Consider the following 16,709-nt stretch of genomic DNA (forward strand, 5'->3'; position numbering starts at 1 on the left):
AACCGAAGTCGGTTTATAGAAAGAGCGATAAGCTCATTTTGAAACTGACGAGATAAAAATATCTCTTGTTTGATTTTGCGAACAAAATCGTTTTACTCACTCGTTGTTCAGTTTTCAAAGATCAAACATTCTTTTTCGTTGATTTAGCTTGTCGCTTCATCAACTCTTATATCATATCATGTCCGAACCAACTTTGCAAGCATTTTTTTGAAATCTTTTCTTGTAACACTCGCTCGCAACATTGTATTTCTTGGCCGGAATTAGAATATACCATATGCATATCCCTATTGCAAGCATTTATTAGATAAGATTTCACAATGCTTTATTTATTATTCGTTTTCCTTCTATATAATAGCTTCTTTGTATCTATCTGCGTCTAACTACAAAAAAAGAACCTCTTCCCTTAAGCAACAGGAAAGAGGTTCTGTGTTCTATATCTACTGATTATTCGGAGCCCATAAAGGCAAAGCGGATCACTACAATAATAGCAAGCACCCACATGAGCCAGTGAATTTTAACTTTATTGCTGGTAAACAGATTACTGAACACAGCCAGCACAACGTAAGACAGAATACCAGCAGAGATACCATTCGCGATTCCACCTGTGAAAGGCATTAGCACGATGGTCAAAAATGCAGGAAACGCCAACAGGAAGTTATCCCAGTCGATGTTGCGAACCTGACTCATCATTAGGACCCCAACGATTATCAGAGCTGGAGCAGTAGCGGCAGAAGGCACAACCAGAGCCAATGGTGCAATAAACAGGGCCAACAAGAACAGAACACCTGTCGTTACAGCAGTCAGTCCGGTACGTCCGCCTTCTTCTACCCCTGCGGAACTTTCTACGAATGCTGTAATCGTACTTGTACCCAATACTGCGCCGGTACTTACGCCAACAGCATCCACCAGCATCGCTTTACCGATAATTTTCTCGCCTTTTTTCTTATCTTTCATTATACCCGCGCGTGTAGCTGTACCTACCAAGGTACCAAATGTATCAAACAACTCTACAAATGTGAAAATGAAAATGATATCAAACAGACCAATATGCAAAGCTGCTTTCAAGTCTAACTGACCTACAGCCAAATTACTGAAATCAGGAATCCAGTTGCCTGTTGTCAAGCTACTCAGATTTGTTACTCCCATCGGAATACCGATTAATGTAGTAGCTACGATTCCAATCAGCAATGCACCTTTGACCCGAACGACCATCAGTGCTGCGATAATAAGCAATCCGATTAGCGCCAGCAGTGCATCCTTTTGATGTACCAGACTTCCCAGAATCAAATTAAAAGCATGACCCGGAACCGGCTGACCAACATCTGTCCCTGGAACGATACTCACCATAACCAGATTACAAAGCTTGAAGCCGACAATCGTAATAAACAAGCCGATACCCACTGTAATGGCTGTCTTTAAATTTTCCGGAACCGCAACAAGCAGCATCTGTCTTACTCGTGTCACGGTTAAAATCAGAAAGACGATACCGGATATAAATACAGCGCCAAGTGCCGCTTGCCAAGTAATCATGCCATTGGAACTCAGGACTACAGTCATAAAATAAGCATTCAAGCCCATACCCGGCGCCATGCCGATCGGCACATTAACGAATAAACCCATCAGTATGGTAACCAAACCTGCACCTACCGCCGTCGCAAAAAAGACAGCTTCACTGGGCATACCTGCTCCAGTCGGACCTAAAAAAGTATTGTTGACCACCAGAATATAAGCCATGGTCATAAAAGTAGTAATCCCCGCAATAATCTCTGTGCGGACGTTCGTGCCATGTTCCTTTAATTTAAAGAAACGCTCCATGAGTCGTAATTCCTCCTACGCAAAGCATACTCGTATTGTTATCGTTCGTTTGAAGTAATATTCGCATTCATATGCGCTATATTATTACATTCGTTATTTTAGGCTCTCACCTACTGCTTGTCAACAGAAAAAGCGAATGTTACAAATTGAACACATATGTATTGTTCGGAAAACAGAAAACCCGCAAGCTATTATTCAGCTGCCGGGTTATGATTTAGAGGAATCAGATATTTTTGTACTTATCAAAGGCATTCGCTGTGTCCGGTATATTTTCCAGATAAACGATCTTACCTTCCGCATCCAGCCGGGCCTTGTCCACTCCAGTAAGTGTATAAACTTCGCCTGTTGCTTTTTTACCACACACTGCCCATTTGGTTTGATAAGTATCAGGTTCTCTGGGTACAGGTTTCCAACCTTCATACATATGCTTGATTTCGAGCGATCCCTCAAAGAACATATTCAAGAAGCTTTTCCAACTGTTCATACCTTGTTTTCGATCACCATTCAATACAAACTCAATCTTCTCAGAAAAAAGGCTAATTAATCGTTCTCTACTCTTCTCGTCATCTTTTGCTAAATCATAGTAGTGAAAATATTCTTCTAAAATCTTCATCGTGTGCAATTCCTTTCGTGCTGTATATGTGTATGCGTCCTTATGAGAAGGTTATTGCAATTTTACCGACAGCGTGGTGAGTTTCGCTTAAAGCGTGTGCGTCATACAAACCTTTTTGTGAAAAAGGAAACGTAGCTCCTACTACCGATCTTACTTTCTTTTGCTCCAACAGATCGGCAATTTCCTGTAGTTGCTGTCCGTTGGGCTCCAGCCATATATTTTTGGCCGTTACGTTGTACTCCTTCACCAGCTCTTCGTCAAAATTGCTGACAATGGATATGATCCGTCCGGTATCCCTTTTCATTACCTTAAAGCTATTCTTCTGAACATCCCCGCCCATCGTATCGAACACCACGTCCACATCAGATAAAACTTCCTCAAAACGAGTTGTACGATAGTCAATGATTTGGTCGGCTCCCAATGAAGCAAGCAATTCATGATTACGCTCACTGGCTGTAGTAATGACATAGGCTCCGGCTTGTTTGGCAAACTGGATAGCAAACATACCTACGCCACCTGCACCTGCGTGGATTAATACTTTTTCCCCTTTGGTCAGTTGACCATGTGTAAAGAGCGCCTGCCAAGCAGTCAACCCCGCCAAAGGTACAGAAGCGGCTTCTTCCCAAGAAATTGAGGCAGGTTTACGTGCCAGCAGGTGATCATCCACCAAGGTATACTCGGCATAAGTACCGAACCGTGTGGTGTCCGGGCGTGCAAACACTTCATCTCCCACTTTCCAATCGGTGACCTCGCTGCCTACTTCCGAAATAGTGCCGGCTACATCCCAGCCTAAAATAATCGGGAACTCCCAATCCATCATTTGTTTTAAGTAACCTTCACGCAGCTTCCAGTCAATTGGATTGATGGAGGTAGCCGCCACTTTGACTACAACCTGATGAGCCTGTGGTATAGGAGTAGCCACTTCTCTTTCTTTCAATTCATCCTTGCTTCCATACTGATCTATAACGATGGCTTTCATATTCATTTCCTCCTCGCACATTTACATATTCTTTACATTGCTAGACATACGTTGTAGCACATCTGTCAAAACCACAATTTCCTCATCTGTAAACTTACAGAGCAGCTTTTCCTGAAAGGCTTGTCTTTGCTCTGACAAAACTTGCAGCTCTTGAACCCCTAATTCGGTCAAACGTATATAGGTCACACGCTTATCCTGCTCTTTTTTACTACGTAAAATCAGACCTTCCTCTTCCAGCCTTCTCAGATGTCGGGTCACTGCTGCACCATCCAGAACGAGCAGGTGTTGGAGCTCCAGCTGACTTAGTTCCTGACGATGATCAATATGATACAAAATTTCGACCTTGGTAAAGCTGGTTTTTAATTGTGCTTCAAAAGCGTTATTCATTTCTTTACACAAAAGATGCATGCGATAAAACAACTGGCTTCTTTCAGAGCAATGTTCGATGACAAACCCTCCTTCTAATGCTTGACCCATCAATTGATATATCAAGTATTATACACCCCCTCTAAAAATAAACAAGCCCTGAGACAAGTCTATATATACAAATCCTACAATCACAAAAAAATGCTCAAGCTAAACGAATAAGCCTGAGCAATCTAGAATTTGTAGTTAGTAGGGTCATTCGATAAAACGATGAAATGGTCCAAATTACAGTGTATTCATAAATCCGATAATACGGGCCGCCATCCGCTCGTGGCCTGCCTGATTCGGGTGCAGGCCGTCAGGAACACCATTTTCCCCTGTAAAGTACATCTGTTTATGTACAGGCAATAGTGGTTGAATTCCGGCGATATTCCACAGATCGCAGCACGGGAAAGAATAAAGTGAGGCCACTTCTCTCACGGCCTGTGCATACGCGCTATAGACTTGACCAGTAATGGCATTAGGCAGATGCTCAGGAACCGTATCACTTGATCCGTGAGGCGGAGTCAAAAAGACGATCAGCTTGTCCGGGTAACGGTTAATTAGTCCTTCGGCAATATGCTTGAGCGCACCATAAAACGTACGCGTTTCTGTCGATGGCGTATCCAAGCTACCGAACGGTATTTCTCCCATCGAAAAATCGTTTCTTCCCCCCATAAAAAAGATCACGTCTGCATGAGGGTTCATTTTCTCATAACGCTCACACATCGGTTCAAAACCGCCGCTGGCTACACTGCTGCCGGATATGCCGTGATTCTCAAAGGTTAGGAATCCCAGTGCGTCGCTCACAAGGTGGGGGTAAGGCTTTTCTCCATCACGCAATTCATATCCAAACGTAATGCTATCGCCCAGAAATACAGCATGGCTGCCTTGGTATTTGCCTTGATTGATTGTCATTCGATATCTCTCCTATCTATTAGATCGTATTGTTGATTTCGATAAATTTATGTTCAATCGCTGTCATTTCGTGATTTGGCCGGGTTATTAAATATGTATCCATGTAGCCGAAGATTGGGGGAGCGGGCAAATAGGATGTTACTTTAAATTGCCGCGCCAGCTTTTTGGACATGAGGGTGATTCCCATTCCCATCAAGGAAAATTGCACCATCGTATCAAACACACCGACCTCTACCACCTCGCCATGAGTCAATTGCATGTCCTGATACATCTTCTTTAAATACGTGAGGTACAGGCAGCCATCCGACAATATGATAATAGACGCTCCTTGGAGTACCTGTTTGAGATCCGAGCCTTCATGTATGCCTTTCCCCACCAGCACCAGTTCTTCACGGCATATTTTTTGATAATGAATATAGGGGTTGGTGGGATACCCTGTAACAAAAGCAATATCAAGCTCGCCGTCGAGGATCAACCGCTCCATTTCCGTGGTGGTTCCGGTTTTTAATGTAACTGAGGCCTGCGGGTACAACTCGTATACCTTCGTAAGCGCCCTTGTTGTTTCCCCTGCAACAATGGACTGCATGGTACCGATGCGCAGCTTTTCCTCCTGCGGTCTCATTTTCATCTCCGTGTCTTGCCATAGCAACAACATTTGCTTGAACTGAGCATACAAGGTTTCTCCTGCGGGTGTCAGCTCCATACCACGGGGTTTTCGATAAAATAACGCTGTGCCGTAATGGGCCTCCAGCTTCTTTATTTTGGCCGTCATATTCGATTGCAGGTGATTCAACTTTTGTGCTGCTTCTGTCAGGCTTCTCAGCTCTGCCACCGAAACAAACGCCTGCATATTTTCAATATCCATCCCTTCACCACCCATCAAATAAAATGATACCTATATCATAAACAAGCATTATTATTTATGAGTTAAGTGTATTATATTGGCCTTGGATGCAATTTCCCACCCTCATTTTAAAAATTAGGAGGTATGGCAACATGATCAAAAAGAAGATTCGTGTAGGTATCGTAGGAGGTTCGATGAATAATAAATGGGCCAGTCAAACGCATATTCCGGCTTTGCTCAAGCACTCGAACCTGGATATCACTGCCGTCGGTACCTCTCGTATGGAGAGTGCGCGACAAAGCGCAGAAGAAGTAGGTGCGGCACTAGCTTTTGATGATTCCAAAAAGCTCGCAGCTTCCGAGGATGTGGACATGGTCGTGGTGAGCGTAAAAGTTCCCCATCATTACGAGGCGGTGATGGCGGCAATTCAAGAGAGAAAGCATATTTTTTGTGAATGGCCCTTGGGGGCAAACACTGCGGAAGCTGCTGAAATGGCCAAAGCGGCGGAACTGGCAGGCATTCATCATACCGTCGGCTTGCAGGCACGGCAGGATCTTGAAGTGCAAACGATGAAAAAGCTCGTGGAGGGCGGAGAGATTGGTGAAATTATATCCTGTCATATGCAAGTAGCTACTCCCGGCAAAGGAGGACAAGTAAATCAGGACACCGCTTATTTGCTGAATAGAGCCAATGGGGCTAATCTGCTTACGATTAATGGCGGACATTCCCTGGATGCGCTGCAATACATCGTTGGCGAATTCCGCGAGCTATCGGCCATCACATCATCCCGTTATCACGAAGCCACTATTCAGGAAACGGGTGAAGTCATTTCCAAGGATACAGCCGATCAGATTCTGATTCACGGACTATTGGAAAAAGGAGCACCGGTATCCGTTCACATTCAAGGTGGAGTGAGTTCTAAGTTTGAGATAGAGATTCAAGGGAAAAAGGGCATTTTGCGTTTGTCACAGAATCCTTCGCATGGGCATGTTCAATTCGGGAATCTAACGCTCGAAAAACTTGTGTACGATCCAAGCAGTACGCAGAGTCATGGTCCTAATGGTGCTTTTGAACAAATACGTATAACTAGAGAGCCTAATATAAGCCTAGATTTCCCAAAAGAAGGGGTAACCCTGAATGTAGCCAAGGCTCATTATGTTTTTGCCGAGGATATTTTGACACACACCCGTCTCGCTCCCGATTTCAACCATGCCTTAAAGCTGCATCAGCTACTGGACCGCATTGAGGAATCAGCTGCAACTGGGAAAAGGATCGTATGGTAAGGTTGAATTATAAAAAAGAACCTTTAACACCACGATAGATGTGGAGTTAAAGGTTCTTGATCTTTTAAAATCATGCATTCTCGACCTTTATACTGTCACTTTCAACCAAAATAACTTCCGCGTTGCTGATTGGATATAAATTTAATTGGTTGCCATATTCCTCAATGATGTTCTCCACCGCTTTTTTAAACGGGATGTTCGTATGGTGGGGGACTGGATAGAATTCAATTATCCCGAGCGCAATAAAGGAATCCAAAGCAGGCGCCTCCTCCACATTGTCCATAAGTCGGGCATATTCGATATTCGGTGATAAAATCATCGAACCTGCCGATTCGCCTATATATAACTTCCCTGCATTAACTTCATCAGCAATGATTTTGTCAGCCCCGGTTCTTCTCAACTCTTGAAGTAAATAAAATGTGTTGCCTCCGGTAATATAAATATAGTCATTTTCTCTAATTTTACTCTCTATTTCATTCAATGTTGCTGTGGCGATTTCGATTTCATCCACGACTAATCCTAAATTCTCTAATGCTTTTTTCCCTGAATCCACATAAAACTTAACTTTCTCTGGAATACTTGCGGTTGGGATGAAGGTGACTTTTTTTCCTTCTAAGTTTTCACCAGCGAAATGGACTAAGCATGGTGCAACATCCTTAAATGAGGACGACAGAAATAATTTTTTCATCTCTTTATTCTCCTTAGAACAGCGTTTAATAAAACAGATATGCAACACTTTAATCTAGGTACATTATAAAATATATTAGTATCAAAACATGACACCATTAGAGCATGACATGAAAAAGAAGTGAACGTTTAATTTCATACTTGATTTAAGCTATTTATAGCTTAAATCTAATAAAACCATATAAAAAAAGGAGACATTACCATTGAATAATATCTCCTTTTTTCAGCTTCATATTCCGTTTTGCAACAATAAATGACTTCATATCTCCGCCGCATGAGGCAATGCTGTTCGCCTTTAGCTAACCCCCGTCGATTGAGGTTGCCGTACAGTAAACTTTCCCGAGCAAAGGTTCGACCTGGCACCCGTAAAAAAGACTCCAACCGCATAGCGATATTTCGCCGATACGGAGGAGTCCTGATGTTGTATTGGTAAATCTTAAAGGATTGATGGTTACGGCGCGGGAGTCTCCGCGTTTATTCCCACTCAATCGTTGCTGGTGGTTTGGAGGTGATATCATACACGATGCGGTTGACGTTGTCCACTTCGTTTACGATACGTACCGAAATTTTCTCCAGCACATCCCAAGGGATACGTGCCCAGTCCGCGGTCATACCGTCGATGGAGGTTACCGCACGAATGAAGAAAATTATCCAAAATAGAGTGAATTACAATTCAATTATCACGTTATTTATGTATATCAATTGTAGCAGGTAAAACCATAAATTTCAATAATGAAATGTGCAGAACATTGTAGCATTAAACTATTTAACATTATTATATATAAATATTTAGTTAGAACTCTCTTAATTAGCAAAACAAAAAACACTCACCAATCTACTAGGCGACTGCCTTTCATCTTATTTTATATCAGCAAAGGGGCTCCTCACTGTTTGAGGCAATATCACATTAAAAATCTCAAACGTAAATATAAAAAATAGATATTATATATTCGATATATATTTTAGAACAATAGGGGGGCTCGTAATGGGAACTGAATCTGATTTTAATATTATTCCATACCTTGCAGCTATAACAGGAGTTTGCGGTTGGATTGTTGCCTATTACACAAGCAGGCGTCAAAAAAAATATGACCATTTCATAAGTAATATAGAAAAACAATTCCAAACGATTAGCAGACCATTAGTTTATGATATGGAAGCTATTCTTGATGAGAACAATAAACAAATAAAATCAGATAAATTTATAAAATTCATGCAGAAAATTGATTCCAATGAATCTCCTTTAATTTTAGAATATGATTACGCTACATTAAAATCTCACACTCGATTATGTAATTTCTATAAGTATCATTATAAAAGTGATCCTAATGAAGAAAAATTCAATTATTTATGGGCATGCTTTGGAGACTTTTACGAGAATGTATTTAAAGATTTAAATAGGAGATGGTACATTCTACACAAGCATTATAGTTGGTTTGATAGAATGGAACACATGGGTTTATTCAATCGTGTTACGCATGAAGCTTTCAAGTTGCTCTTTGATTTATGTATATTTATGTTTAAATTTTCGCTTCAACTTTGGATTCCAATTATTGCAGTATACTTCATAAAGAAATTTGATACTGGTAGGATTTATGAATTAATTATGCAAACAGTCATTCCATTGCTATACTTTTCCTTTATTATGGCAAGTGTATGTTTTTTATTATGGATTTTAGATATTATTTTATTTCATTACAAAACTGAACCAAATAAGGATTTTCATACAATACATTATAAAGATGAATTAGAACTGGAACCTTGGCAGATTGCACGCTATATTATTAAATTCCCTTATAATGTTGATTATAGTGAACAAAATAAAGCCTCTAAGCCGCCAGAATCAAAAGACCAGAGTCTCAGAGATTCTGACTGAAGCAAAAAGCAAGGTATATGCTAACAGCTACACGCTAAGCTTCACGTTCTAGTTTTGTATAAAAGAAATATCAAGACAAATTTATTTGAACAAGAGGCAAAATAGTCACGAAATAGTCAATAGATCTTAACTTCTATTTTACTGATTTAAGAGGTTACAAAAAGCTAATTTCAGACTCATTGTAGAAACATCATCTAAATCTATTCATATAGGAATAGCACTTAGCTCTATATGCCAAGTGCTATCATTGTTTTATTTTATACACTGTTCACCTAAGCGTCTTTAAAATACTAATGAGGGGTATTAGTTACAAGTTGCAAATATCGAACAATCACTAATATAAGTATATCACTAAAACAAATGTCAAAATCACACTTCAGCGATTATCCAAATCTGGTTCCCTATATTTATGTGATTCCCCCTTTAGATTAACTGCTTTTCGACTTATCGCTACCACTTCTCTTCCAGCTATACAGAATACGCACAATAACTAATGCACACCCTATGATAAGAACTGCAGTATGCTTCTAAGAAAAATTGTTGCAACTCCTAAAGAAAGTCCGACGCCATCCCTAAAATAGTAACTACATCTGGTGCTTTGCTACTTTTGTCATGTCTCTTTACATAGATATTAAATATTAGCATCACAAGCGCAGTAAGCGTGTGCATATTAATGTTATATGCTACTCCCCTTTGTCATTCAAGATACATACAATTGCAATACATCACAGGAACTATTTGTATTTTCTAAGCGGATTACTCTTAAAAATGATACATAGGCACTACTTAATTGCCAAAACAACTTAAAAAAATCACTAAAAAGACGACTCATCCTATGGAAGAATCGCCTTTGTTCAGAATTAGGAATCAATTATTCCTATATTTTATTTGTGTTTTAGTACATGTTGGTTATAAAATTCGGATTTGATTTAACCCAGTAATTGCGCGTATCAGTATTCAAATCGTATCATTGCGGTTTTTTGCTTATGTTCATACTACTTACTAATGAATATCTGATTTTTTATACATGCTAGGAACTTTGTCGTACTTCCTCTTACCAATTAAAAACGCATCCCATTTTTCAAGTAACTTTGGAGAATACCTTTTCATGGCTTTTCTACTAAAACTTTGTTTAGAATTTGAAGTTAAAGAAATATACTGAAAGTTAACAGGTAACAATATTAGTATAGCTAAAATACTTAATCCTAAAATTATCAGACTGAAATCCCAGAAATCATCTGGAAAGAGTCCAAGTTCAAATAGACTATTACAACCAGAGAAATAAACCATTAGTAGTGAGAGCACATTTAATCCTTTAGTCGTTTCAAATAAGAATTTCATTGACTCATAATAAATTTTTTTCCAATAAGATTTAGTTTGAACGTACTGTTGCCAATTAAAATCACGATATAGTAGATTTATTGAATTTCTATATCCTTCTTTTATTTTATAAAATAAAGTACAATCAAAATCATACCAAAAATCTTTCCATATTTCTTCCTGACGTTTCTCTTTAAAAAGCTTATACTTACTACTTAATTCATAAAAATTATCTAATAATTCTAAGTTTCCTAACTTATAAATGATGGTATCTCTCGAAAGGTAATTCGTAAAAAATACATCAAGTAAATCTTCTCTTTTTCTAGACTCATTTGAATCAGAAAATATCTTTAACAACTCATGGTACATTGGATTAAAAACATCTTTAAGATTTTCTTGAGTATATTGAATCAATCTGTCATTTTTTTTAGTTCTTGACCCTAAAAAATAACCAAGAACAGCAGAAATAATAGCCGCTAATACAGGTAAATACTTAGTCAAATCAATCTCCATTGTCCGCCTCACTTAATATATGTTATATTAAATCGTTAGTTCTTGTTTCTTCAAAATATATAGTTAAATGTTGATATATCAAGTCAAACTAAGCTTGTTCTTATAAAATGAAAAAATACAGTTTTTTTGACTTTCCCTCAGCTTGTAGCTTTTTAACTATCCCAATACAAATACGCTAACTATAAATAATTATACAGAAGGTGGTGGTGTTCCTCTCTTGTAATCGTGTGATATTCTTCTCAGCCACTTGCATAATTTATACTGCTTATTAATACTTTTTAAAACAATTGATTTAAAAATAGGATAAATTATAAAGAAAGGGACAAGAACCAAAAAAAACGCTATAGTTGCCAAAGAACCCACTAAAATAAAAACCTTGTCATATAATTTCTCTTGCAACAAGACATTATAACGAAAACCTACATATTCACTCCAAATGGGCAAGATAACTATTCCGCAGATAGATACAGGCAACCATCTTTCCCACTTTAGATTATCAGTTATATTCTCAAGCTGGTCTGCTAAATCGTCGACTTTTTCATCGTTATCGTAACCCTGACGTATAAGTTCTAATTTCAAAAGACGTATTTGTTCAATTTCTAACTGCTTTTCAAATCTGTTCATAGTGTTACCATAGTGCCTGGAGACAAACTTTTTAGATTGCTGCTTCAATAATGGTGATGAAACAAAAAAAGTAATGGCTAGAATAAAATCGAAAAAGATTGACCAAGACCAAGTAGTATCATCATTTATGACACTTATCAATAAATGAATTGTACCAACAAAATATAAAATAATACTTATACAATAAAATAAAAATGATTTCCAAATTTTCTTGTATAGCATGGAGTAAGTTGATAAATCTTTTTTAGCAAATCTTATTATTTTAGACATCGAGTCATCCAATACTATCACTCTTTCTAATCATTATAGTAAGTAAGAACTACGATAGCATTTTTTAGATAGAAATATTGTAGAATTATGTCGAAATTGTACAAAAAAACCTAAAAAAAGAACTTTCAACACTAGAACGTACCTTCATATCTATGATGGAACTTGGCAACAGCCAACCCTCGCTTACAACAATATTTGAACTGTCTAAAGCTTTAAAAGTCAAACCGTCAGACTTAATACGCATGGTTGAGATGGAATATGAGAAAATGAATGAATAACCAACACAAAGGGCATGAGATATGGTTAACATCTCATGCTCTTTTAACGTTGCCATAAATGCTAGTTTAATCATACGAATTAGATATAAATGAAGTTTGCTCGGTCTGTTAGTGTGCATAGCCCTTTTCAATGTCTAAACAATCATGAAAAAGTAGAAACTATCCCCCTAGTATTTAAGTAGAATAAAATCTATCGCTCATCAAATTTGTTCTTATAATTTTTGAGATTAGCTCTTTAATCAACGAATTGCATCCTCTTATTGTATCTATTATTGCCGAACAAATGTTACATACTTTCTTCAGATAATCTTCCATCATGAAGCCCTCTTTGTTGCTGCTCACTATAAGTGTACTTCTACCAAGCTTTGTTATTTCGCATATCTGTTTAACTGTGTAGTTATTTACATCCCTCTTTATAAATAACATGATTAAGTCCACTATGTTTTTGAGTATATTTCTTTGGACGACCTTTATAAACTCCCCGCTTTCTCGCTTCAGCAATACCACTTAGCACAATTAGAAGCTTGCCTATAGCTGTGGAAGTATTTACACCTTCAATAGCTTTCGTTAACATAACTTGAAGTTCCTTAGTTTTTTTGTCCTACCGTTAACTTTTACTTTGTATATTTTTTCACATCCATAATCTTGTAGCTGTTTAAGTTGAGTGTCAAGATTCTGACCTAAAGTGCTTACCCTCGCATATAGGTGCACATAAAAAACATACATTTACGTTGTTTTATAATTTAACCAGCTATATAGTTTATTAATACCCTAATGGCTTCTACAAGATCATCATTTTTGTTCTCATCTACTTTTAAACCTATAACTTTTAAGTTTCTTCGATTAAAGCTAATTGCTTCTTTAAGAGTTGGATTCGGAATAATAATGTAATGCTGAGTATTTAGGATATGTTGCAACTTATCGTATAAGTCCTCAAAGAACTTATCATTAAAGGAAAACCCTATAAAAAGTAATGGACGATTTGCTATTATTGAAGCAAATTGAACTAACAATTCTGTCTGTCTATAGAAAGGCTCATAGTCCTCCTTCGAGACAATCATGGTATCTTTTCTTTTAACATAACCGTGCAAATGAATTACTTGACTCTTACTCTTCATAAAACTTCGGATATTGCTTATATCAGCTAGAACCTGTGGAGCTGCATACTTACCTTGTGCGGAAAGAAACTCCACCATACATAAATCATAATTTGTAGTTATAAAAAAATTAGTATCAATTTTCGCTAAATCGAAGTAATTATGTGTGTTTTCACCTACGTTTGGTAAGAGTTTATCATCAATAATTTCAATGATTTTTTCTTTTAATTGATCTTTTGTAGAAATAAAAGGCGATTTACTTCTTAAATAGTCTAGCGCACCCATAAAGTCACCTTCACACAATAAATCATCATATTCTTCTTTTTGAGAATCCTTAACAAAATTTTCACCTAAGATTGTTAACAATTCTGTCCAACCGGGAAGTCCCATGGGTCTGGAAACTCCTGCACCCAGAAAAGGAACAAGTGAATCTTTATCATTGAGTAACATTTCTAAGTTTTGCTTGTATTCATACATTAGATATTTACTCTCAAGTTTTTTTTTGAAGAGATTTTTTATAAGTGCAACTGACTTCTTATCAAATTTGTAGATCATTGTTGTTTCATGGTCACTATTCTGAATATTTTCTTTACATATCGGACATTGATTATTGCAGGTACTATCAAGTCTCTCTTCAAGATTAAATCTTTCACAAAAAACATTGGTCATCACTTCAATTAGATTATTTTCAAAAAGTATATCACTAATTTCTTTGCTTCTATCTCTAAGAAAGGAACTAAGATACACCTCTTCAAATGGATGAAAGCCTACTTCTTCTACTAACGAATTTAGTAACTCAATGTCCTCAAGATTAATAATTTCGATATTCATTGACATTTCTGATGACATGTTGTATTAGCTCCTTATTAAGATGTCTCAAAGCAACATTAGTAATTTTAAAAGCTGTTCTGCTTGATTCTATTGTAGTTTGTATAACATCTAAATCGTCCTTATTATTATAATCTGTAAACCATGACATAGACCATTTAGATAATTTATTACTATTCTCAAAATCAGTTAGTAAACTATATAAAACATCTGAACTTGCAATTGATTTTTTTGCTGTATTTGTACCAGTTGAACTACGATTCATTTTTGTGTTTTTAAAACTGATTTTGGTGGGGTAACCTATTAAATCATGCTCTCTTGCTTTTAATCTCATATCTTTTTCATCATAATTATTATTTATAAATAATCCAAGCAACAGAAACTTGATCTTTTTCTTTATATTTTCGAGATCACTTTGAGGAATCTTTTCATCGTTCTCAGTCAAGATTCGTGAAAATATTCTAACTGATTTATTTACTTCTTGTGAGGTTGTTTCAAAGACTTTCTCTTTCATATCATTAATTAAATGACCAAGTAAAAACTGACACATTTTAAACATGCCTTCCTGATCTTCCTTTGGCTTTAAATCACTATTAACTGATAACTCCTGCAGTACATTTAATTTCAAAAAATTATTTATATTATTAAGATTCCTTATTTCAGTTTCATTCAGATTAGTTACACCATTTGTATTTCTTGTTAATATTGCACAATATTTTTCTGCGAAATTTATATCAACTCCGCTTAGTAAAAATTCATTTCTCATATCACCATTTTGTTTTTTTCGATAGACATTTCTACCAAACAAAAATCTTGCTTCAGATATCAAGCCATTTTCTTCTTTATAATCGAAACCAGCTATAAAATTTGCTCCATCAATAGAAACATTTATCATATCCATTAAATAAAACCCTTTTGTTGTAACCAAATTTTGAAGTGGTATACTCAGATTAACTTTAAATTTATCAATAACTCTCTCTACCCTTTTCAAAAAAAGTTCGGCAGCAGGAAAAGAATTTTCTAATTTATATATATATATATTTGTAAGTCGACCATATAAAAGATGTTCAAAGAACAATTTATTAAAAATATAAATATTGGGCTTAGATTGCGTTGAGATAAAATTGGTGTAATAATCAGGAAAATTATCTGCCCCTTCAAAATACTCAAGCTCTTTTTCGATAATCGCTTTAAAATCCTTTAAATTTACATAATCGAGAAATTTATTGCCGCCAAATACATAAACATTTTCTGCTTCCATAGTTACCTCCTAATTTCCTTATAAAATAGCGTTAGTTCCCAAAAATCTCCAGTAGCAAAAACCAAAATGAAAATATATCTGCCCTTATATGGATTTTTGAATGAAATGATTTGTTATTTTCTCAATATAAATGAAACCACAATTTTATTTGAGTCAGTCGCTATGCTCAATTACTTTTACGATAACAGTTTAACGTAAATTAACAATGAATTACTGAATAACAACACTTTTTTCTTGCTAAAAATCAATTCGTTAACGTAAATCTTAACAACGGTAAGACTGTTAGACACCTATAATGATTAAATTAGTCCAACTTAGGAAAGAGTAGTGATTTAATTTCAATCTATCAGATTATTCTTGTATAAATTTCAAAAACTCTTTCCCAAAATCAGTAATACTAAGCACTTTAAACGCTTCCCCGCCGACATCTTTCCACTTATTCGAGATTGTTTTGGTATCTATAAGCAAAGACTTGGAAATTAAATCAGATATGTAAAACTCATATCTTCCATCGACTTCAAAAATTGATAGATGTGGATTATAGGTCCTTATATTTAACTTAATAACATCCTCAAATGATTGGCTTGTTCTTCCACATACAGCACCATTACCTGATATTACTCGCCCTGTATCCTTGTAAATTTTCAAAATTTCAATTTCCACAAAATCTAGCTTGCAAACCAAATCTAAAAAAGTCTCTCTAAAATCAGACTCATATGCCTGTGTAATATTAGCTTTTAAAATTTCTCTGAAAATATCTAATTTTTGTTCATTATTTGTATCCATTACTTTTTTTATAATAGAAATATAGATGTCATTAAAAGCCTCTGAAGATATAGTATCTTCAGATATCAATAGTCCAAGATCCCTTACATAAGAGACAAAGCTATTAACAAAATTATTTACTCTATTTTGGGCTATCCTTCCTCTAATCTCAAAACACATCTCATTTAGTAGATTTCCAACATACGGTACAACAGAAATACTCGACTTAGTTAAGCCAATTAAAGATTGTTTTAATTTATCTTCCATAATGCACCTTTTCCTTTCTTCCGTTTAAGTTATTATAAATTTACATTTTATTTTAAAAAAACTCCA

At 36.4% G+C, this 16,709-nt stretch carries 17 protein-coding genes and 1 pseudogene; 3 read left to right on the forward strand and 15 right to left on the reverse strand.

Features of this window, described 5'->3' with window-relative positions:
- Positions 1-444 precede the first annotated feature (444 nt).
- The 6 genes from GRP75_RS07430 to GRP75_RS07455 form a co-directional block, all read right to left on the reverse strand.
- Complete coding sequence (locus tag GRP75_RS07430) at positions 445-1,815, reverse strand: NCS2 family permease (RefSeq protein ID WP_023987039.1); 1,371 nt, start codon at positions 1,813-1,815, stop codon at positions 445-447.
- Between the two features lie 223 nt (positions 1,816-2,038).
- On the reverse strand, positions 2,039-2,428 hold the full coding sequence (locus tag GRP75_RS07435) for a nuclear transport factor 2 family protein (RefSeq protein WP_160788981.1): 390 nt from the start codon (positions 2,426-2,428) through the stop codon (positions 2,039-2,041).
- Positions 2,429-2,468: 40 nt separating this feature from the next.
- Positions 2,469-3,407 (reverse strand): NADP-dependent oxidoreductase, encoded by a 939-nt coding sequence (locus GRP75_RS07440; protein WP_160788982.1) that lies wholly within the window; start codon positions 3,405-3,407, stop codon positions 2,469-2,471.
- 21 nt (positions 3,408-3,428) lie between these two features.
- Positions 3,429-3,899, reverse strand: coding sequence for a MarR family winged helix-turn-helix transcriptional regulator (locus GRP75_RS07445; RefSeq protein ID WP_160788983.1), 471 nt, complete (start codon positions 3,897-3,899; stop codon positions 3,429-3,431).
- A gap of 159 nt (positions 3,900-4,058) precedes the next feature.
- Positions 4,059-4,730, reverse strand: a complete 672-nt coding sequence (locus tag GRP75_RS07450; protein ID WP_023987035.1) for an SGNH/GDSL hydrolase family protein — start codon at positions 4,728-4,730, stop codon at positions 4,059-4,061.
- 19 nt (positions 4,731-4,749) lie between these two features.
- Positions 4,750-5,595, reverse strand: coding sequence for a LysR family transcriptional regulator (locus GRP75_RS07455; protein WP_160788984.1), 846 nt, complete (start codon positions 5,593-5,595; stop codon positions 4,750-4,752).
- 131 nt (positions 5,596-5,726) lie between these two features.
- On the opposite strand from GRP75_RS07455, the gene GRP75_RS07460 reads away from it, so the two are divergent.
- On the forward strand, positions 5,727-6,857 hold the full coding sequence (locus GRP75_RS07460; protein WP_160788985.1) for a Gfo/Idh/MocA family protein: 1,131 nt from the start codon (positions 5,727-5,729) through the stop codon (positions 6,855-6,857).
- A gap of 70 nt (positions 6,858-6,927) precedes the next feature.
- On the opposite strand, the gene GRP75_RS07465 is transcribed toward GRP75_RS07460, so the two are convergent.
- Both GRP75_RS07465 and GRP75_RS07470 read right to left on the reverse strand, forming a co-directional pair.
- The gene (locus GRP75_RS07465) at positions 6,928-7,545 is read right to left on the reverse strand and encodes a Type 1 glutamine amidotransferase-like domain-containing protein (protein ID WP_160788986.1); all 618 of its coding nucleotides are present in this window, start codon (positions 7,543-7,545) and stop codon (positions 6,928-6,930) included.
- Positions 7,546-8,018: 473 nt separating this feature from the next.
- Positions 8,019-8,183 (reverse strand): annotated as a pseudogene (locus GRP75_RS07470) (GMP synthase (glutamine-hydrolyzing)); the annotation flags it as partial.
- A gap of 346 nt (positions 8,184-8,529) precedes the next feature.
- On the opposite strand from GRP75_RS07470, the gene GRP75_RS07475 reads away from it, so the two are divergent.
- Positions 8,530-9,420, forward strand: coding sequence for a hypothetical protein (locus GRP75_RS07475; RefSeq protein ID WP_160788987.1), 891 nt, complete (start codon positions 8,530-8,532; stop codon positions 9,418-9,420).
- Positions 9,421-10,422: 1,002 nt separating this feature from the next.
- On the opposite strand, the gene GRP75_RS07480 is transcribed toward GRP75_RS07475, so the two are convergent.
- A complete protein-coding gene (locus tag GRP75_RS07480) occupies positions 10,423-11,253 on the reverse strand; it encodes a hypothetical protein (RefSeq protein WP_160788988.1) in 831 nt (276 codons plus the stop codon).
- Positions 11,254-11,442: 189 nt separating this feature from the next.
- Positions 11,443-12,147 (reverse strand): hypothetical protein, encoded by a 705-nt coding sequence (locus tag GRP75_RS07485; protein WP_160788989.1) that lies wholly within the window; start codon positions 12,145-12,147, stop codon positions 11,443-11,445.
- A 146-nt stretch (positions 12,148-12,293) separates the two neighbouring features.
- On the opposite strand from GRP75_RS07485, the gene GRP75_RS07490 reads away from it, so the two are divergent.
- Positions 12,294-12,425, forward strand: a complete 132-nt coding sequence (locus tag GRP75_RS07490; RefSeq protein ID WP_337194218.1) for a hypothetical protein — start codon at positions 12,294-12,296, stop codon at positions 12,423-12,425.
- A 397-nt stretch (positions 12,426-12,822) separates the two neighbouring features.
- On the opposite strand, the gene GRP75_RS29560 is transcribed toward GRP75_RS07490, so the two are convergent.
- From GRP75_RS29560 to GRP75_RS07515, 5 genes are all read right to left on the reverse strand, one after another.
- Positions 12,823-12,999 carry a hypothetical protein gene (locus GRP75_RS29560; protein ID WP_160788991.1) on the reverse strand — a complete coding sequence of 59 codons (177 nt, stop codon included), beginning with the start codon at positions 12,997-12,999 and terminating at the stop codon, positions 12,823-12,825.
- Positions 12,993-13,151, reverse strand: coding sequence for a recombinase family protein (locus tag GRP75_RS29565; RefSeq protein ID WP_160788992.1), 159 nt, complete (start codon positions 13,149-13,151; stop codon positions 12,993-12,995). The genes GRP75_RS29560 and GRP75_RS29565 overlap by 7 nt, the downstream gene beginning before the upstream one ends.
- A gap of 17 nt (positions 13,152-13,168) precedes the next feature.
- Positions 13,169-14,371 (reverse strand): SIR2 family NAD-dependent protein deacylase, encoded by a 1,203-nt coding sequence (locus tag GRP75_RS07505; RefSeq protein ID WP_160788993.1) that lies wholly within the window; start codon positions 14,369-14,371, stop codon positions 13,169-13,171.
- Positions 14,334-15,611 (reverse strand): hypothetical protein, encoded by a 1,278-nt coding sequence (locus GRP75_RS07510; protein ID WP_160788994.1) that lies wholly within the window; start codon positions 15,609-15,611, stop codon positions 14,334-14,336. Before GRP75_RS07510 ends, GRP75_RS07505 begins: the two co-directional genes overlap by 38 nt.
- 351 nt (positions 15,612-15,962) lie before the next feature.
- Positions 15,963-16,643: a hypothetical protein gene (locus GRP75_RS07515; RefSeq protein ID WP_160788995.1), complete on the reverse strand. Its 681-nt coding sequence runs from the start codon at positions 16,641-16,643 to the stop codon at positions 15,963-15,965.
- Positions 16,644-16,709: the final 66 nt, after the last annotated feature.

The sequence above is a fragment of the Paenibacillus sp. OT2-17 genome, from assembly GCF_009827695.1.
GTDB lineage: Bacteria > Bacillota > Bacilli > Paenibacillales > Paenibacillaceae > Paenibacillus > Paenibacillus polymyxa_B.